The organism is Candidatus Tumulicola sp. (assembly GCA_035601835.1).
Taxonomy (GTDB): domain Bacteria; phylum Vulcanimicrobiota; class Vulcanimicrobiia; order Eremiobacterales; family Eremiobacteraceae; genus DATNNM01.
Window position 1 is genome coordinate 73,914 of the sequence record DATNNM010000015.1, and the last position, 20,336, is coordinate 94,249.

A 20,336-nucleotide genomic window follows, 5' to 3' on the forward strand; every position below is an offset into this window, starting at 1 on the left:
TGCCTCACACGTGCTGCGTCACGGTCAGCGTGACGCTGCGTCCTTGCAGCGAGAAGGCGTCGGTGGTCACCGGCCCTATCGGCGTCGGATAGAGCGGCCCCGCCCTCGGCAGCGTGAACTTGTCGTCGAAGATGTTGGTGAGGTTGCGGCCGGTCAGCGCGACGTCCGTCTTGCGCAATCGCGTCCACACGCTCGCGTCAGCGCGGAAATATGCCGGCCTGTTGAGTTCGTTGTTCTGGCTCTCGTAGGACCCCGTCACGTTGAAGTTGAGGCCCTGACGCCCGTATCGCTCGAGTGCGAGCTGGCCTTTGTGCGGCGCGATGCCCTGGAACTGCTGATCGGGAACGACGTTCGGCGCAGTTGGATTGAATGCCAACGAGCCGCCTTGTTGGTACGCGACGTCGATACCGTAGTCCGCGCGGAGCAAGAGCGAATGCGGCAGCGGCTGCTCGTAGCGGAACTCGGCGCCCGTGTACACCACGTCGCCGAGATTCTCCAGCGTGAGCAACGCTCCGGTCGTCGGATCGACCGTGAAAAAGATCGTGTCGCGCAAGTTCGTCCGGTACGCGTTGATCGTGCCGCGACCGCCAAACGGGCCCGCGCCGACCCGCCGCTCGAGGCCGAGTTCGTATGCGGTCACACGTTCAGCGGTGAGATTCGGATTGAAGGCGAGTTCGGTGAGCAGCGGCGCGTTGAAGCCGGTTCCGATGGAGGCGCGCACCACGGTGTCGCCGTTCGGTGTCCAGACCACGGCGGCGCGCGGCGTGATGAGCGTGCCGAAGGTATCGAAGCGATTGTAGTACGCGGCGGCCGTGAAGTGAAGGTAGCGGTTCGCGCTCCATTCATAGCGCCCCACGAAGGAGCGCTGCGTCTCACCTTGCATCGTGGCGGGCGCCAGTGCATCCGGAGCGGTGAGGATCTCGTTTCGCACATCGGCGGCGAACGACAGCGTGCCGTTTTGCAGCGTCCGCTCGTACCGGATGGAATTGTCCTCAAGTTTGTCCGCGCTGTTGAGGAGATACGGATTGAGCGCGGGGTCGATGTTCTCGACCGATTGATTGGCCAAGCTGGTCATGTGCCTGACGGTGATGTTGGCGGGCGCAATGCCGGTTGCGCCGCGCGAGCCGACGGGCACACTCACGTCCACGTCGTACGCGGGCGAGTTGGTCCGGAGCGCTGCGCCGGCAAAGCTCGAGAACAACGCGCGCCGCCCTGTATTGTTGGGATCATCCGGCGTGCTCAAAGGACCTGACAAGTCGCGATACGCCGCAGTGTCGCGGTACGTCAGCTCGACGTAGCCGTCGGAGATCCCAAAGCCGTAGCGCAGTTTGGCCAGCGTCGTCGTCGAGAGAATACTGCTGCCTATGAGGTCGGTGAGACCGGTCGTGTCGTTGGTGATCGGAAAATTGTTGATCTCGCCTTGCGATGTGTAGCGATGATACGACAGCGCGTAGCCGATGCGCTGATCCGTGCCGGTCGCTTGCATCGTTTCGGCGTACGTGCCGAAGCTGCCGGCGGAAAAGCGAATGAGGCCTTGGTCGCGCGCGGTCGGGTCGATGGTGCGGAAATTGATGACGCCGCCTTCGGTGTTCGCGCTGACGAGGTCCGAAGGGCCCACGCCGTACACGATCTGCACGTCTGAATAGATGGACGGATCGAGGAGCTCGAGACCGGCGTCACCGGTGTTGTTGTTGTTGACAACGTGGCCATCGATCTCGATGAGCGTTTCCGTTGGGTCCGGCCCTCGCAGCGACGCTGATTGTGGAAGCCCCGGGGCGCCGCCGAGCTGCCGCGTCATCGTCAGCGCGATCTGCTGCGAGAGCACATCGCTGAGCTGTTGGATGCCCTGATCGGCCAGGTCTTGCGGTTGGAGTGAGGTGGTCGGCGCTGACGCGCGCGAGAGCGCCTGGCGGCCGTTGACGAGGACGGTTCCGAGCGTAGTGATGCTCGAGGCCGCCGCGGGCACGAAGGTGATCGACAGCGCGACCGTGGTGTCGGCTTGCACGCCGAACTGATGACGTGAGACCAACTGATAGCCCTTCGCCGATGCGACGAGTTCGTACACGCCTTCATCGACGTCGTCGATGCGAAACGCTCCGCCTTGATCGCTGACCGCCGCATAACGGCGCTCCGGCGAGATGATGCCGATCGCGGCGCCGGCTACGGGATTGCCGGACGAATCTTTGGTCGATCCGACCACGCTGCCCGTTCTGAGTTGAGCCGCAGGGGCGCTTGTACCCCAGGCCATCATCAAGAACGCGGCGGTCAGAGCAGCGAAGTTGGCCGAGGCGACGAGCATGGCGCTGGTTTTGGCGACGGAAAAGGTTTTGTCATTTGGCCAAACGTCGCCATTGTCCCGGTATGATATGATGTCCGTTGTGTCATGACGGAGAAGCGCAAACGCATCGAAGGACTCTGGCTGGGTATCATCGGGACAATCGCCTTCAGCTTAACCCTTCCCATTACACGCGCGGCGGTACCGGAACTCGGGGCAGGCTTCCTCGGGTTGTGCCGCGGACTGGCCGCCGCCATTCCTGCACTGCTCTTACTTCTGGTTCTGCGAGAGCCGCTGCCTGAGCGGAAGTATTGGCCGAGCCTATTTCTTGTGGCGGCCGGCGCGGGGATTGGATTTCCGCTCTTCTCGGCGATCGCGCTGCGCTCGCTGCCGTCGGCGCATAGCGCAGTGGTGGTCGGATTGCTTCCGGCCGCCACTGCTTTGTTCGCGGTGCTGCGAGGTCACGAGCGGCCGCGTTTGGGATTTTGGATCGCGTGCGCGGGAGGCGTTATCGCGGTACTCTTATTCGCTGCGGCCGAGGGATCCGGCCGGCCTCAGCTGCCCGATCTTCTTCTGCTCATCGCCGTGCTGGGCGGCGGCATCGCGTACGCCGAGGGCGGAAGGCTCGCGCGCGATATGGGCGGCTGGCGCGTGATTTCGTGGGCGCTTGTTTTCGGCGCTCCGTTTCTCGTGGTGCCGGCGATCATCGTCATCGCGCACACGCCGTTAGCGGCCGTGTCGCCCAAAGCATGGCTCGCGTTCGCTTACCTGGCGCTCATCCCGCAATTTGTCGCATTCTTTCCGTGGTATCGCGCCCTCATGCTTGCCGGCGTTGCGCGCACGAGCCAGATCCAACTCGCGCAGCCGGTGCTCACGCTCGGTTGGTCGGCGCTGCTGCTGCACGAGCACGTCTCGTTCCTGACGCTGCTTGCGTCACTGCTGGTTATTGCTGCGGCTGCGGCGACGCAGTTCACGCGCGTCGCGCCGAATACTTCCGAGCTCGCTTAGCTCGCTCGGAACACTACATTAGGTGAGCTCGGAACACTACATTTAGCGCGAGGCCACGAAGCCGTGCGACCAGCCGTCGGCGTCTTTGAAGGAACCCACGACGCGTCCCTTCGCGTCGATGCCGTACGCGTCGGTGCTATACGCGCCGGGAACGTCGATCTTCGTGAATTCGCCTTTCGAGCTGCGCAGAAAGCCCCAGCGCTTGTGCTCTGAAGTCACGTAAGAACCAACGATCTCCCCCGCGTCGTTGATCCCGTGAGCTTCGGTGAGAATCGAGCCGGCCGGATCGATCGTGGTGAGGGTCCCGCCGGCATCGCGGACCCACGCGTGCTGGACATGTTTAACAAAAGAGTAACCGACGATCTGCCCGGCAGCGTTGATGCCGTATGGACTCGTGCCCGTGGCACCCGCAAGGTCGATGGTGGTGACGCGACCGTCGGGGTTCCGCACGTAGCCGTGAGATCGATTGCGCGGGTCCATGTAATTCGGCAATTCCCAGTAGCTGCCGACGATCTGCCCGACGGCGTTGATGCCCTCAGCGTCGACATTCACTCCACCGGGGACCTCGATCTGGGTAACGACTCCGGCTGCGCTTCGCAGATAGTTTTGGAAGTTTCCCGGAGACACCACGATGCTGCCGACTACTTGCCCCACGGCATTCATGCCGCTGACGTCGGTCGCCACCCCACCCGGGATATCGAGAAGGGTGAACGTTCCGTCTGGGCGCTGCAAGAAGCCATGGTCGGGGTAAAGACCGACGCCACCTACGAGCAGCCCGCCTGGCGTGACCCCGTTCACTTGGGTGTTGCGCTCGCCGGGAACATCGAACGTCGTGAGTTTGAATCCGTTCGCAAGTGTCGGGGATTGCGTCGTGTAGCCGTGCAAGGTGCCGCCCGCGAGGTATTCGCCCACGATCTGTCCGCCATCGCTGATGGCTTCCGCGTAGGTGGATTTCGCGCCGGGTACGTCGAGTTGCGTCAGCGCGCCGCCGGCGCCGCGCACATAGCCGTGCCAGTTGCCCTTTGCGTCTCGAAACGATCCGACGCCTCGGCCATACGAGTCGAGTTTGCCGATGAGCGTTTCGGCCGCGCCCGGAAAGTCGATCGTCGTGAACGCACCCTTGTCGCTGCGCACGTAGCCATGTCTTTTGCCGGCCGCGTCTTGGAATGAACCGGCTATCGGACCATTATACTTGATGCTCTGAACGCCGGTGTCCGCCGCGTGGGGGACGTCGATGACCGTGAGCGCGCCATTCTCGCGGCGCAGGTAGCCGTGCAGCTTCCCACCGGCGACGAAGAACTCGCCGACGATCTTGCCTCCGGCGTCAATCCCTTGGGCTTCGGTGGCCTTGGCATAGGGGACGTCAAACTTGGTCAGCTCTCCCTTGGCGCTTCGCACATATGCGTGCGTCTTGCCGTCGGCGCCCACAAACGAGCCCGCCACCTGCCCCAAGGAGTTGATGCAAAGCGCCTGGGTGCTCTTCGATCCTGGCACGTCGATCCTTATGACCGTTCCGTCCGCGTTCCGCAGGAAGCCGTGGATTTTGCCGGCCCTATCGATGACGTCGCCGACGATAGTCCCGAGGACGTTGATCCCATAAGGGTACATAGCGGTCGCGCCGGGAGACGTGAGCGTGGTGACGGCAAGGCGATCGGCTTGGGCCGGAAGGGCGATGCTAGCGACCACAACGACGATCGCCGCGCCAAGAGAAAGTCGAAATAGTCGCATGGGTTGGCACTTCGAGCCCATTGCGCGCTCGTCTTGCTTCCGAGCTTCGCTCGGAACACTACACTTAGGGAAGATCGATGAGGTCCCTGACGATCTCGTCTTCGAGGTCGAAATACGGCACCGGTGGACCCGTCGCTTCGTCGATCATGACCGCGAAGAACACGCGGCCGTGGTGCAGCGTGTCGGCGTAACCCGCGAGCGCGATCGTGTGCTGCATGTAGCCGTCTTTGGCGCGTATGCGCCCCGCCGCGTCGGTACCCGCGAAGCGATAGGCGAGCGTGCCCTCCATGCCCGCGCGCGGCAGGGCGTTGATGAAGTCGTTGCCGTAGGGGCGCGCTGCCGCGTGCCGCAGGATAGAGACCAAACCTCGCGGCGTGATCTTGTCCGTCGAGGACAAGCCCGAACCGTCGTTGACGTCGATCGCGTCTCGGTCTATCCCCAAGCCGACGGCGAAGCGCTGTTCGACGGTCGCGCCGCCGATGAATGAGCCGCGCTGCTTCAGCTTGACGACGGCGAGCATCTTCAAGACGTGCTCGGCGGTGAAGTTGTCGCTCTTGGCCAGCATCGTTCGAAAGATGCCGATGAGCGGCGGCGAGTCGTGCGACCAGACGACTTGTGCGTTGGGATAGCGCTTCGCTATCGGCAGCGGGGCAGGACCCTGATCGATGACATCGTGCTCGTCGTTGGCCGGGCGCGGCCCGAGCGCCGTGGCCGCAACTCTCACGCCGGCGCTTTCGAGCGCTTGCCGGAAAACCGTCACGGCGCGCGCGCTCGAATCTTCTACCGCGCAGTGGAGCGTTTCGCCCGAGGCGCCGAGCGGCATGCGCCCGACGATGAGAATGCGCGTTGTGCCGGGCCGATGCGAACAGCGCTCGGGATCGTCGTCGGGGCTGGCCGACATGACCGCAATGGACGCGATGGTGTAGTCGGGTGAGGGCGATGCGAGCGCGGCGCCCACGCGGTCTCCGTCGCGCGCGCCCGGGGTGATGACGACGTCGATGGTGCCCTTGTCAATCGCGAGCGCCTGAATCGGCGCCTCGTAGTAGAACGGCATGCCATCCCACGACCAATTGGGTCCCCAGCGACGGCCCTCGTAAAGCGATTCGTCGGCGAGCACCGTGCCGCGAACTTCTCGAATGCCCGAGCGCGCCACGGCGATTGCGGCACCGGTCAGATCCGCGGCGGTCAGCGTCGGGTCGCCGCCGCCTACTAGGATGAGATCGCCGTCGAGCCGGTCGCCGGCCAGCGAACCCCGCGCGAGCAGCTGCGTCCGGAATCGGAATTGCGGGCCGAGCGTCTCCAGCGCGGTGACGGACAGCAGCACTTTGAAGGTGGAGGCCGGAGTGAACTCGCGATCGGCCTGATGCTGCGCCAGCGCGCGGCCGGTGGCGGCCTCGATTGCCAGCACGCCGAGCTGCGCGCGGTTCAACGGACTGCGCTCGGCGATGGCGTTGACTTGGGCCTGCAGGCTGTCGGCGGCGGCGGCAGGCCCAGAGGCGAGGACGAGCCAGACTAAAGTCTGGCATACCACACTTCCGAGCTTCGCTCGGAACGCTACATTTACGCGTGGATTCGGGGGCATGCGCGGCGCTTCGCGGGGGCGCGGGCTCGCCCCCCTCGAACCCAATCCTCGTGTCAAAGCGCTGGAAAGCGATCATCGCAACGCTGATCCTTGTCGTCGGCCTTTGCGTGGTCGTGCGCGTGCTGCCGTACTTGTGGCCGATCCGCGCGGCCGACATCGTTCAAGATCGCCAAGCCATCGACTTCACCGACCGCAACGGGCTGACGCTCGGCACGTTGCTCACGCGCGATCAAGAGCACACCGCCTCGGTGGCGCTCAACCAAGTGTCGCCCGACTTCTTGCACGCCATCATCGCCGCCGAAGATGCGAACTTCTATCGCCACGGGCCGCTCGAGGCGCGCGCGTTCGCCCGCTCGATCGCTGAAGCCGTACGCGCTCGCCACTTCGTCAGCGGCGCGTCTACCATCGACATGCAGCTCGCGCGCATGCTGCACCCGGTGTCGAGCACGATTCCCGGTAAACTGCGCCAGATCTGGGAGGCGTGGCGCGTCGGCGCCGGCATGAGCAAAGATCAGATCCTCGCAGCCTACGTCAATCGTCTGCCGATGGGGGGCAACATCTACGGCGTCGAGGCTGCGTCGCGTGCGTACTTTGGAATCCCGGCTGCGGAACTGAATTTGGCGCGGGCGAGCCTGCTCGCGGCGATCCCCAACGATCCGTCCTTCCTCAATCCATACGAGCACTGGAAAGCTTTGAAACTTCGCCAGACGTACGTGTTGGAGCGGATGGTCGTGCATGGCGACCTCACGCGCGCGCAAGCCGACCGCGCGTATGCGGAGCAGATCTTCTTGCAGCCGCGCCAGCAGGGCATCATCGCCGCACCGCACTTCTTGTTCTGGCTGGCGCAGACGTTGCCGCCCGGCACTGCGCGCGTGCGGACCACGATCGACCGGCCGTTGCAGCAGTTCGTCGAGACGCAAGTGCAGCAGGTGATCGGCGAGCTGAAATCGCGCAACGTGCATCACGCGGCGGCGCTGGTACTCGACAATCATAGCGGCGAAGTGCTCGCCTACGTCGGTTCACCGGATTATTTCTCCGACGTCCGCAATGGGCGCAACGACGGCGTGCAGGCGTTACGGCAGCCCGGCTCGACGCTCAAGCCGCTGCTCTATCAGTATGCGCTCGAGAACGATATCATACGGCCCAACACCATTTTAGCCGACGTGCCCGCGCACTACGCGATCCCGGGCGGGCTGCTCTATAGCCCGAGCGATTACAGCTCGACTTTCCAGGGGCCGGTGCGCGTGCGCATCGCCTTGGCCGACTCGCTCAACGTTCCGGCGATCCGCGTGCTCGAACGCGTCGGCGTGCCGCGTTTCCTTTCTCGTCTGCATGAGCTCGGCTTCAAGCATCTCACCAAGCCGCCGGAATTTTACGGCTTGGGGCTGACGTTGGGCGGAGGCGAAGTCAGTTTGTGGGAGCTGGCCCACGCGTATGTCACGATGGCGCGCGAGGGCGATGCGATTGCGCTGGTGACGCGATTGGATGAACCGGGGCTAAAGCCCCGGCACTACAACGTTGAGGGCGGAGAGCGCATCGGCACGCCCGTGACATGGCAGCTGGTGACCGACATCATCAGCGACAACTACGCGCGCGCCAAATCGTTCGGCGTGCAATCGGTGCTGGCGCTGCCCTTCGCGACGGCGGTGAAGACGGGAACGTCCTCGGATTTCCGTGACACTTGGACGGTCGGATATTCGACCGACTACACGGTCGCGGTGTGGGTCGGCAATTTTGACGGCGAGCCGATGCGCCGCGTGTCGGGCGTCGCCGGCGCCGCGCCGCTGTGGAACCGGATCATGCTGCACCTCCACGAGCAGCGCGAACCGGCGCCGTTCCCGCCGCCCGGCGACCTGGTCCGCCGGCCCATCTGCGCGACCACCGGATTGCGGCCGACGCCGGCGTGCGGCTCCGCCATCGTCTACGAATATTTCTTCCCGGCGGATATCGCGGAGTACGAACACAGAATGGAACTGCGTCCGCTGTCGCCCGAGTACGATGAGTGGCTTGCCGCGCAACATCAGGCTGTCGGAGCAGCACAAGGCTTTCGCATCCTCTCGCCGCACGACGGCGACTACTATCTGGTTTTTCCGGCGAGTTTGGACCCAGCGGCGCGCCAGCGTTTGGAGTTTCAGGCCGTCTCCATACCCGGGCAGGCCGTGGAATGGAAGCTGAACGGGCGGCGACTTGCGTCCACCTCACCGGACTCGGTTTTTTGGTCGCTGCGCGCGGGGCGGTGGACGCTCGAGGCCAAGAGTGGGCACTATAATGATAAGGTGACCTTTGAGGTCGCGCCGGCACGTCCCCACCTGGGAGCGAGAGGGTTTTCGTTTGCGACTGCGCCGCAGGGGAAGGGCACCAAATGATAAGACAAGCTCTCATCATTGGGTTTGTGGTTTCGATTCTTGCGACAAGTAGCCCGAGCCGATCCGACAGTGAGCTGCCTCGCGGTCCGATACAGCATCTTTATACGAGTGTCGTGAGTTTAAGTGGCAGGAACCTGAAGGCGTGGGAGGTTGCATACAACGCGCTCACGGCTCTACCCAACGTCCCATCCTATCAGCGTGAAGTTGATCACTATGAGGTTACGATCGGCGAATCTGACAAACTGGGAGGAATTTACATCGTTTCCTTTGAGCTCTTGAACTCGCATGGAAAGGTCGGCCCAGGACAGCCACGTCTAAAACACGGCTTTCCTGAGGTAGAATACTACGTTAGAAAGTCCGATTACAAGATCATCGGACAGTATTTTGCCGGCTTTTGGATATAAGTTGTTTTGGGCTGAGTGCAACAAGTGCCAGACTGAAGTCTGGCATACCACATTCTCAGTGACAGCGAGGCCAACGGCTCGCGCACCACATCCGGGGCTAAAGCCCCGGCACTACAAACCACATTCGCAATAAAATAGGGGGCTCAATTCATGTTCATGCGGTTAGTCTTACTCGCCGCGCTCGGCGGTGTAGCGTACTGGCTATACGGCTGGAAGATCGCGGCGATCGTCGTCGGCGGCTATATCGTCATCGTCATCGCAGCGCAGATCTGGGCGGCGCGCGCCAACCAGGCTCGCGCGGTGCAAATCCTCCAACGGCCTCTATCCGAGGATGAGAAGCATCACTACACCGACATCAGCAGCACGCAGGCCGCGCGCCAGAAGGCGCTCGAGAAACGCCCCAAAGAAGGCGGCTGGAGCTAGCCCCTTTTTTACCATCAAGGTAGTTCGAAAGCCTGGACGACCAATGAGATGGCCTGGATGACCGCATATCCGACCACCACGAATTCGATCGCGGCGGCCACAACGATCCAGACGTTCAGACACGACTCCTCGCTGCCGCATGCTCCGCCCCTGGGCGCACCAAAGTTGCCCTCGCCCGGGCGCGGAAGAGGCCTGGAGTTGTACGTGTTGGGATCTACTTGGTAGGTTCGCGGTATGTTTGAGCCGCCGCGCGGACCGGTCACGCGCCCATAGTTGCCCGGGTTCCAGACCCCCTTCGCCATGTTGAGATCGGGGCCAAGCACCGCGCGTGTATCTCCGCCGTTGTGGGCGATATCCCACCACCCCGCGAGACCTCCCTGAGACCCCGCTCGCGGCACGATGAGCACGTCGCCGTTCGAAAGCGCTGTGCTCATGCGAGCCGCCGTGTCTGCGTCAGATGTAATCGTCTGGACGTTTGAGCCGGGACGCACGACCACTGCTCCGTCGGACGACACGAGGCTGCTCGTGCTGGTCAGCACGGCTTGGGCGCCGGAGCCGCTGAGTTCCGAAGCCGTCGTCTCATGTTCGAGAGCACCCTCGACAGCGCCGAACCAAAGTTTATGCTTGATGACGCTTCCCATCCCTGACGCATCGCGACTAAGGCCGCGCAAGGTATCGCGCCGCAGGTCGGTCTGGCTGAAGTATCCCCCGCTCCCCTGCGGATCGAGGCCGAACCCGAACATCAGGATCCGCGGCGAATCTGCGTAGAAACGCAGGCCGGCTGAATCGTTGAGCGACGCCACAGCGAAGCGATCGCTCCAGAGAACCCAACCGAAGTCGCCGAGGGCAAGCGGCCAGGCCTGCTGCTCGAATGAGAGTTGAGGCGCCGGACTGGTATTGCCGGCTGAGCGCAGTCCATGCAGCAGTTGCGCCGCCGCCTCTGCATAGGCATACGTGTCGTGGCCGCCGGCGCTGAACCATACGTTGTAGATCGCCTGCGCTTCAAGCGGTACGCCTTGGGCATCGCGCTTGAGCGGGCGCAGCGCGCTGGGATCGTGCGTCGTGCTCGCGCGCCAGGCGGGTCCGGCGCGGTCGGTCAACACGCGGCGCGTTAGTTCCGTGCGCCCGCCCGGAAAACGGAGCTGGAATTCAAGCCAGTCGGCCACAAACGTCGTCGCCATGGGCGCGGCGGTACCGAACGCTGAGATCACGCCGCCTAACTTGCCCTGGGACTGCGCCTGCGTTTCCGAAAAGTCGATCGGCTTGCCGACGTGCTGGTCACCGGCGATGTCGATCATGGGGGCCAGCTTATCACTTGAGCCGAGCAAGCCTTTGAGTCCCGGCGGCGTGTACAGGAAGAATATTTGCTGATCGAGCAGCTGATAAACTGGGACCGTCACTTCGAGCGAAGTGTCGTGCGTCAGTGCGCCGTTTGCAAGCGTCTCGGTCACGACGCGCATCGTCACCAGCTGCATCATATCGCCAGTGGGCGCGTTGATCGTTTTGTCTGGAGCGCAGTACGCCTTGCCGGGCACCGCATCGGCGAACGAGGTGTCCAGGTCTGTCCAGTGCCCGCCCGCCTGCGCCTGCACCCACATATGCGATTGGATCTCTTTGATCACATCGTCGCGCGACGGACTGATGACGTCCGGCAGTTGGCCGTTCAGGGCGGTTTGGATGACCCCGAAGTCACGCCGAGCCCTCGCATAGACGCGTTCCTTGAGCGACGTTGCGTCGGAAAGACCGGCCGCGGTGGAGGGCGTCGCGGTGAGGGTTGTCTGCGGTTCAAATATGCGATCGTAGAGCTTGGCGGCGTCAGACTGCGCAAGTTGGCATGTGGCGAAGCGAACTGGAATGTTTTTCGCCGTGAGAACGTGCGCGAGCAGCAGCGAGCGATCGAACGCGTTCCCAGCTCGTGCGGCATAGGTGGCGGAGGGGCCCTTGAGGATGCCGGGATAGGATTCAAAGCGGATCTGGTCGCGAACGAACGAGAAGATTGTGTTGACATCCGACCCGAGCGTCGCCGCCCGTTCGTCGATCTCGTACGTCGCCGGCTGCATGGCTTGCACGACTTTGTCGAGTTTGGTGGCGAGCTGCTCGGGATCGGCCGCCGTCGCCGGCGGTGTCGACAGCGTTTGCGAGGCGGCCGATTGATAGTCGCCGGCAGCCGGCATGGCGAGCGCGACTTGCATCGCGCCCGTTTGCCCGGCCTGCATTTGGGTCGACCCCGTCGGGGTTGTGCCGGGCTGCGCCGTGGCTTGGGTCTGCGTCTGCGATTGACTATACGATGGGGCCCATGACGGCACTGCTGTGCGGGGTTCGAACGCCGGCAGCGCGGGTAGACCGGCGTTGACTGTTTCGAGTCCGCTCATCTGCGCGGCCAACACGAGCGTCAGGCCCCCGGCCGCGAGGCGCAGTGCTGCTCCTCCGCTACGGCGGGCTGCGAGGACGCCGGCAGTGACCAGCGCAGCCGCCCCCGCGATAGGCAAAATGATCGACGCACCGATGAACGCGCCGCGGATCCAGAACGGCTCCGTTGGGAACGGAGCGTTTGTCTGAAGCGCGGCGAGCAATCCCGCGCCGTGGATGAGCGACGCGATCAATGGGACCACTGCGTACAGCACGATGCACGCGACGATCGCGCGAAGCCACCAGGGCAGCTGCCGTACACACGCGACGGTGATCGCGATCGATGCGAGGATCAGCACCAGCAGCGCGGCTGCTGCGACGTCGGCCGATTGACCGAAGACCTTGACGCCGCCCGGCGCGGCGAGCGAGCCCGTGCGCCAACCCGAATATGCGAGGAGTCCGGCCAGCGCCGCAGCGGACATTTCCCACTTCAGGGTGACATCGGTCGCGCGCCACAGCAAGCCGACGAGCACGGCGTAGATGACGACCGTGCCCAGTATGACCGGCCATACCGGCGAGTGGTCCAGGACCGACTCGACGCCCACGGCGAGCAGGACGGCATACAGGGCGACGTTGAGCGCCCAAAGCCCGACGAGGCCGATTTTCTGAGGCATGACTGCGCGCAGCCCCCTTCTGCTGGGCCAAGTATAGCACCGGAGCCGTTTCGCCAGCGTCCGAACCGGGGCTAAAGCCCCGGCACTACAAAAGGGTTCGTTTACTCGGTGATCTGCAGCGTGGTCGAAGCCGAGCGGCCGAACTCCTCGGGCGCGTACTGCAGCCGCGCTTCGGCGCCCGGCCACGAGTAAGTCCCCGGCGTCACGGAGCGCGCTATGTAATGGAAGACGTAGACGCCGGCATCGAGGTGGCTCGCGTACGCCAGCACCCGGTCCTTGTAGATCGTCTGATAGTCCAGCGCCCAGGTGTTGTGCGGTTCGTAGTATTGGGTCGAGGTTTGGAACGTCGCATCGACCGCCTCGAGGCCGGCTGGCAGCGGGTCGATGATGAGCACCTGATCGACGGGGTGATCGGTGATGACCTCGAGCCCGATGTCGAAGACTTGACCGGCGGGCAGCGTCAAGTTTCCGGGCGGTGCAGCGGTCCCGAGCGCGAAGAGCAAGGACGGATCGTTGGCCTGATGCACCTGACGCGTGACGCGCAGGCCGTGCAGCACGCCGGGTTGCGGACCTGCCAGCCGATACGAAAACGCGACGACGTAGTGCAGCGTGCCGTTGCCCGTCTTCTGCAGCGCGATCGTGTTGGCGCCACGCGGCAGATCGGCCATCGCGACGTTGACTTCGCGCTGCGGATTTTTGTAGCCCACGAAGTGCGCGGACGCGATGCGTTTGCCTGCGAGATCGGCGCTCGCCGTGAAATCAGAATTCGGCGATTGCGTGCGGCTGTAATCCACGAGCGCGTTGAGCGCCTCGGCGTTCTCGTAATATTCGGGCCACGTCCCCTTTTGACGCTGCGCGATCAAGCCGCGCACGAGTTTGTCGAGCACCTCCGCCGGCCTATGTTGGGCCACGTAGAGCCGCAGCGCTTGGGATTGCACGGTCGTGTACGAGTCGAACCAGCGCCATTGCTGCGGCACGTTGACGGTCGACGTCCGCCCGGTCTCGTAGACCAGCTCGAGCATCTTGTCAGCCATCGCGGTGGATTGCGCTTGCCAGCCGGGCGAATCGTAAAGGTAGCTCGCCAGTTTTAGTTGCGAGACGAAGCTAATTTGATCGCGCTGATCGTAGACATCGGACAGGTAATCCGTACGCCGCTCGCCCAAGCCGGCCAAACCGAGCAGCGCGCCCAAGCGCAGCTCCGCTCGGCACGGCGCGGAGCTGTTGCACGCGAACTGACCCGGATCGGCGAGCAGCTTGTGCAGATAGCTCTTCAGCGCGGACACCATCGACGGATCCACTTGGAAGCCGGCGTCTATCGCGCGGCCGATCGCCTCCGCGGCATACGGCGTGACGAACGGATCGGATCGATCGGCGCCCGGATACCAGCCAAAGCCGCCGTCGGCTCGTTGTAGCCGCGCTAACTTACCGAGATTGTACGTCGCCGATTTTTGCGCGTTGAAGTCGGGGAAGACCTGGCCGTACTTGGTGGCGAGGACTTGCAGGTCGGCGGTGATCGCCAGTTGGCTTGCGATCGGTTCTTGGAACGGCAGATCTTCGTCTTCGCGGACGTCGCGGATGGCCGTCGAGGTGAATTCCGGCAATAGCAGGCTCGCGAGGAAGAAATCAAGACCGCCTGCGTCGTTGGACACGTTCTGCGCGATCTTGAGCGGCACGCTTGCCGCACTGGTGGTCGCGCCCGACTCCACGGCTTGCTCCATGATCGGCAGCGCGCGCAATTCCACCGGCAGCTCAAACGCATCGCTTTCCGGTCCTAGTTTGATGGTGAAGCGCACCTTCGCCGGACCAAGCGCGCTGACCGAGATCGGGAAGCGATAAGCCTTGGTGCCCGGCTCGGCTTGCCCGGCGAAAGTCGTGGTCAGCTCAGTTTGACGGCCGGACCCGAAGCGCAGCGGCCCTTGCGCGACGCCCTCGATCGAAAGCGGGCCGGTCTTGTTGTCGTTGTTGGTGATCGCCACACCGCCGTTGAAAATGTCGCCGGGCCGCGCGAATTGCGGCAGCACCGGGTTGCTCAGCAGCGGCTGGCTCGTGATGAAGGTGGCGTCGCTGTTGCCGAAGCGCAGTTCATCGCCGCTGCCCGCCGCCGACGAGCCGATGGCCACTGCCATGACGCGCCACGTCGTGAGATCGTCGGGCACTTTGAACGAGACTTGCGCGTGGCCGCCGCTGTCCGTAGTCACCGAACCGTTGTAGTACGCGAGCGGCTGGAAGTTCGTGCGCACGCGCGTGCCCGCCGCGCCTGCCAGGAAACCGCCGCCGTAGCCCCAGCCTTTGGCCAGCGGCGATGCCGGCTGCTGGAGCACCACCTGCGGACGATTGTCGGCGAAGCGCTGCGTGATGTCTTGCTGCGCCCACACGGTCGTCACAAGATCGGGCGGCCGGAATCCGGTGAGCTGCAGCACCGCTTCGTTGGCGACGATCACGGTGAATTGTCCCTGTTTGGGCTTGCCCTTGCTATCGCTCAGCGCGAGTTTGACGGTCTGCTGTCCGCCGGGGCGCACCTTCGCCTGCTGCGGCGCTATTTGCACTTTCAAATACTTGTCATCGAGGCTGGTCGAGAATGGAGCAAAGCCCACTTGCGCCAGTGTGGCCAGGCTGCCCGGCTCGGTCTGCGCCAGCGGCTTGCCCTGGCGCACGAGCACTGCTTGCACCGCGGCGTTGGGCATCATGTCGGGAGTCACGGTGAATTGGACCTTGGGCGCGCCGCCTTTGACGTGCTGAACGCTGCGATAGATGACGCCGGATCGGATGACCGCGAAGTACAGCTCCGCTTCTTGGTAGGGCGATTGGACGAGCGCGGTAGCGGTCTCGCCCGCTTTGTATTTGGTCTTGTCGAGCTTGATGCCGAGGTGATCCTTGTTGAGGTCGCCCCAATCCACGATCTCCTCGCCGGTCACCCAGATCGCCTGATCGGTCGCGGATGCGTCGCCGGCGGCGCCGACGAAGTTCGCGCGGATGCGGAAGATGCCGGAGTCTTTGGCCGTGAACGAAGCGCTTTGCGGCGTCGTGCCGGAGCGGACGTCGGCGCTATCCACGGTCTTGTATTCGACCGCGTGGCGCGTGGTCTGGCCGCCTTCGACTACTTGCGTCGCCGCGGCGAATTGCATCTTCTGCAGCTCGATGTGCACTCTTTCGCCGTCTTTGACGGCGCCGTCGGGCCCGGTGACGATCACCTGCACGCTGAACGGCTTGCCTTGATTCGCGACGTAGTCGCTTTGCAAGCCGATGAGACGCGTGTCGGGCAGCGCCGTGAAGCTCTTCGAATCCGCGACTGATAGGTTCGACACGTCGGTGGTCTGCATGTCGACGCGGTAGTTCATCGGATACGGAAGGTCGTTGGCCACCTTCACCGGCTGCGTAGCGTTGCCGCCGGCGTCGAGCGTGCCGCTCGTTTGCAGCACGTCGCTGGTCACCGACGGCGGCTGTTCCGGCCAGTACCATTGGCGGCCGAAGGTGAACTGGTCCCAACCTTTGGGAGTGAACGACGTCTGATCGCGCGTGACGAAGAACGTGTATTTGCCGCCGACCACCGGCGACCCGAACAGATAGCTGCTCTTCGCTGACGCTGCTACGGAGTCGCCCACGCCAGCGAATTCTTTGTCCAGCTTCAGCTCGACTTTGAAATTTGGGGGCTTGAACTCGGCGACGCGGAACTGACCTTGGATCGTGAGGCCGCGTCCGCCCGAGGCGCTCACCTGATAGTAGCCGAGCGGCTGATTGGGCTTCAGCGTGATCTGCTTAGCGAACGTGCCGTAGTCGTTGGTCGTGACGTCGCCGTAGGCCGTGTCCTTACCGCTGGGATCTTGGATCTTCAACGCATAGGTGGCGTGCCGGTCTTGGTGCAGCGCGTCGCTCTCCAAGTAATAGGCGACGCCGGTGAGCCAAACTTTTTCATTGGGCTGGTAGAGCTGGCGATCGGAGTAGATGATGCCGCGTGTTTGTGGACTGCCGTCCGACCAACTGGTTTCGATCCCGTAGCCGTACGCGCCGCTGTATGTGCTGGTCCGCGAATACGCCCAGTCCGCGCCGTCGTGGGCCACGACGAGCAGTTCGGGTCCTTCGGTGTGGCTGGACTGCGCGGCGTAACAGGAGCGCAGCGAATCGTACGACAAGCGCAGCGCTCCGGCTGCGTCGGTCGTGCCGCCCGCGCACGGCGACCCGCTCGCGATGCTCTTGTCGCTGACGCCCGAAACGTAGAGGTCCACCTGGCTGCCTTGGACCGGCGAGCCATCGGATAGATGGTGCACGCGGACCAGGCCCGAGCGCGGGAACCATTGCGCGAAGACGCCGAGGTTGGTGAGCTGCACCGCGCCAAAAATCGAAGGTACCCGGTCGTGCATCGTGCCTTGGTCTTCGTAGGAATAGGTGAAGCCGGTCACGCCGTACGCGAGCATGCCGGTCGCGCCGCCGAGTCGCTGCGCCAGCGGCACGGTGTAATTGGTCTGCGCGTTCTTCTTCTGTGCGATGAAGAGATCGCTCGCCTGGCTTAGATCCACTAGATCTTGCGGGCTATCGTGGTAGACCAGAGCTTGCGGCGTCACGCTCTTGAACGCGATCCGCAAGCCGCTGTTTTTCGGCAAGTTGACGGTTGACACGATGAGTTGAAGCCGCTTATCCGCTGGGAAGATGTTGAAGCCCGCCGGGGCCCAGATGTCCGCGGCGATGTCACCCGTGAGGAATCTCTCAGTCTGCGTCTTGCCGAACTCTTGCCCGAACTGGTCTTTCAGGCCCGGCGCAACCGTGATGGTGTAGTCGGTGTTGGGCATCAGCAGCCCCGGATTGATCGAGATGGTGCTCTCGCCGTCATACGCTTGCACGAGGTTCGCTGCATTCAATGGGGCGGGTGCGATGCTGATGTTCTTGGCGGCGGATGCGGCGTCGAGTCCGTTGTTGAAATCGAGCTGCGGCGAGCCCGTGGTGAAGCGGCCATACGCGCCGTCAGCGCCGGGTTGACCGTAAGCGCTCACGTCTTGGAGCGCGAGCGGTGAGAACGTATGAAACTCGCCGCTGAACGATTTGTCGCTCGGCAGGTTGCCGTGTTGCGGGATGAGACCCGGATCAAATGAGAGCGTGTAGGTCGTCGCCTTTTCGAGATCGCGCTGCGGCGTGACCGCATAGACGTACAGCCGCGCGGACGGATCGAATTTCTGATTCGCGGCCGCGTAGTCGTCCGGGCTGGGCGTGGCCTCCTTCTCGAGTTTGACGCTGATCGCGACCGGGCTGCCGTTTTTCGGCGTCAGCTGCACGTGCCTGTCGAGCGAACTCTGGTCCAACTCGAGATTGGATTGGATCTCAAGCGTCGGCTTGAGCGGCCGAGGTGCCTCACCCGTCGGCAGATTCGTCAGCTGGATGGGTTCGGTGGCGAAGGTCCACGCGAGGTCGTGCGCGAGTGTGTTACCTTTGAGATCGCTCAGGCCGGCTTTGAGCGTGACCCGAATGCGCGTGGCTTTGGGCAGCGCTCTGTCCGCTTGGAAGCCGACCATCTTGGGCGTGAGAAAACGGAAGTGTCCGGGCAGCGGCGGCTGGATGTCGAACATCGCGAGCTTCGACTGTTGGTCGGGACTTTCGATGGCCTCAAGCGGGATGAGATCGTCTTTGAAGCGGATGATGATCTGGGCCAGCGTGTCGACTTGGCCTTTGGGACCGATCTGCCGCACGAGCGACGGCAGCGCGGGGAACGGCAGCGGCGAGACTTCAGGCAGTGGGCCGTTGCCGGCGGCGATGTTGCCGATGCCGCCCTTGCAGCCGGCCAGCGCGGTTAGCGCTGCGAACGCGGCGAGGACAACGACAAAACTCCGCCAGGCTCTGACGGCCGTGCCGGTCCGTTGCATGTCGTGCCCTCCAGTGTGATACGAAGCCGCGCTTAGGGGGAGAGCAGTTTCAGCGCGCTTGTAGTGCCGGACCTTTAGGTCCGGATTCCGGGGCTAAAGCCCCGGCACTACATTAGTACCTCCGAGCTTCGCTCGGAACGCTACATTTTAGCCGCCGCCGGCGCCGACCCGGTCGGCGCTCGGTTCGACCATCAACGCAGGATTGAGGATCTTGTCGAGTTGCTTCTCGGACAGCTCGGTCTTCTCGCGCGCTACTTCGCGGATGCTTTTCCCCGTCTTGGCCGCTTCCTTGACGATGGCGGCCGCGGCGTCGTAGCCGATGATCGGCGCCAGGCTGGTGCCGATGGCCAGGCCGCGCTCGACCATCTCGGGGCCGCGCTCGGTGGCCTTCAACCCGTCGATGCACTGGGTCGCGAGGTTCTTGGCCGTCTTGGCCAACAGCGAAACGGATTGCAACAGGTCGTAGGCGACGATCGGCATGGTCAGGTTGATCTCGAAATTGCCGCTTTGCCCGCCAAGCGCGATGGTGGCGTCGTTGCCGATCACCTGGAAGCAAGCCATGATGGCCGACTCGGCGATGACCGGATTGACTTTGCCGGGCATGATCGAGGAGCCGGGCTGAACAGCCGGCAGGTCGAGCTCGCCGATGCCGGCGCGCGGACCGGACCCGAGCCAGCGCACGTCGTTGGCGATCTTGATGATCGAGACCGCGATCGTCTTGAGCGCGCCGCTTGCAGCCACGCAGTTGTCGAGCGTGGCTTGGGCCTGGAAATGATTGCTGGTTTCGTGGATCTGCAGCCCGGTCATGTGGGAGAGTCGGGCGCTCGCTTTTTTGGCAAACTCGGGGTGGGTGTTGATGCCCGTGCCGACGGCGGTGCCCCCGAGCGCCACCTCGCTCAGCTCCTCGAGCGCTTGGTTGGCGCGTTTGATGCCGCGCTCGATCTGGCCGGCGTAGCCGAGGAACTCCTGACCCAGGCGGATGGGCGTGGCGTCCTGCAGGTGCGTGCGCCCAGTCTTCACGATCTTCCAAAACTCTTTGGATTTCTTCTCGAGCGAGTGCTTCAGGGTTGCCAGCGCCGGGAGCAGATCTTCCTTTATAGCACTGGCCGCGGCGATGTGCGTGGCCGTGGGGATGACGTCGTTGCTCGATTGGCCGAAGTTCACATGATCGTTCGGGTGGATCTTCGTGGACGGCGGGCTGGCACCGACGAGGGACGCCGCGCGATGCGCGATGACTTCATTGGCGTTCATGTTGGTGGACGTGCCCGAGCCGGTCTGGAAGATGTCCAGCACGAAATGCTCGTCGAGTTTGCCGTCGACGACTTCTTGCGCGGCCTTGACGATCGGATCGGCGAACGCTTTGTCGAGCAGACCGAGTTCGGCGTTGGTCTGAGCCGCTGCGAGCTTCACTTGGCCGAGCGCCTTGATGAAGCGTCGCGGGTAGCGCAGATCGCTGATCGGGAAATTCAGCACAGCGCGCTGCGTGCTGGCGCCGTAGAGGGCTTGGCTGGGCACTTGCATTTCGCCCATGGAATCGCGCTCCGTCCGGGTGGGGACGTCGGGCTTGTTCTTCATGGGCGGGGTTTCGGCGAGGCGCTCCCGTGCGCCCTGGGCTGCGGCGACTAACGTCGCTTGCCCGCCTGGAATCAGCCGGGGCTAAAGCCCCGGCACTACATAC

General features: G+C 63.7%; 9 protein-coding genes. 3 read left to right on the forward strand and 6 right to left on the reverse strand.

Annotated elements, in window-relative coordinates; all coding sequences use genetic code 11:
* Window positions 1-4 precede the first annotated feature (4 nt).
* Complete coding sequence (locus tag VN934_10090; protein HXM19137.1) at window positions 5-2,299, reverse strand: TonB-dependent receptor; 2,295 nt, start codon at window positions 2,297-2,299, stop codon at window positions 5-7.
* Window positions 2,300-2,383: 84 nt separating this feature from the next.
* Here VN934_10090 and VN934_10095 point away from each other — a divergent pair, with 84 nt between their 5' ends.
* Window positions 2,384-3,283 (forward strand): DMT family transporter, encoded by a 900-nt coding sequence (locus VN934_10095; GenBank protein ID HXM19138.1) that lies wholly within the window; start codon window positions 2,384-2,386, stop codon window positions 3,281-3,283.
* 42 nt (window positions 3,284-3,325) lie between these two features.
* On the opposite strand, the gene VN934_10100 is transcribed toward VN934_10095, so the two are convergent.
* Entirely contained in the window at window positions 3,326-5,011 is a 1,686-nt protein-coding gene (locus VN934_10100; GenBank protein HXM19139.1) for a hypothetical protein, read from the reverse strand.
* Between the two features lie 64 nt (window positions 5,012-5,075).
* Window positions 5,076-6,593 (reverse strand): D-alanyl-D-alanine carboxypeptidase/D-alanyl-D-alanine-endopeptidase, encoded by a 1,518-nt coding sequence (dacB, locus tag VN934_10105; protein HXM19140.1) that lies wholly within the window; start codon window positions 6,591-6,593, stop codon window positions 5,076-5,078.
* A 50-nt stretch (window positions 6,594-6,643) separates the two neighbouring features.
* Here dacB and pbpC point away from each other — a divergent pair, with 50 nt between their 5' ends.
* Window positions 6,644-8,959, forward strand: coding sequence for a penicillin-binding protein 1C (gene pbpC / locus VN934_10110; protein HXM19141.1), 2,316 nt, complete (start codon window positions 6,644-6,646; stop codon window positions 8,957-8,959).
* 560 nt (window positions 8,960-9,519) lie between these two features.
* Window positions 9,520-9,786: a hypothetical protein gene (locus VN934_10115; protein ID HXM19142.1), complete on the forward strand. Its 267-nt coding sequence runs from the start codon at window positions 9,520-9,522 to the stop codon at window positions 9,784-9,786.
* 14 nt (window positions 9,787-9,800) lie between these two features.
* Here the strand turns inward: VN934_10115 and VN934_10120 are convergent, their stop codons facing one another.
* The 3 genes from VN934_10120 to VN934_10130 form a co-directional block, all read right to left on the reverse strand.
* On the reverse strand, window positions 9,801-12,809 hold the full coding sequence (locus VN934_10120; protein ID HXM19143.1) for a hypothetical protein: 3,009 nt from the start codon (window positions 12,807-12,809) through the stop codon (window positions 9,801-9,803).
* A 101-nt stretch (window positions 12,810-12,910) separates the two neighbouring features.
* On the reverse strand, window positions 12,911-18,658 hold the full coding sequence (locus VN934_10125; GenBank protein ID HXM19144.1) for an Ig-like domain-containing protein: 5,748 nt from the start codon (window positions 18,656-18,658) through the stop codon (window positions 12,911-12,913).
* Window positions 18,659-18,805: 147 nt separating this feature from the next.
* Entirely contained in the window at window positions 18,806-20,233 is a 1,428-nt protein-coding gene (locus VN934_10130; GenBank protein ID HXM19145.1) for a class II fumarate hydratase, read from the reverse strand.
* Window positions 20,234-20,336 lie beyond the last annotated feature (103 nt).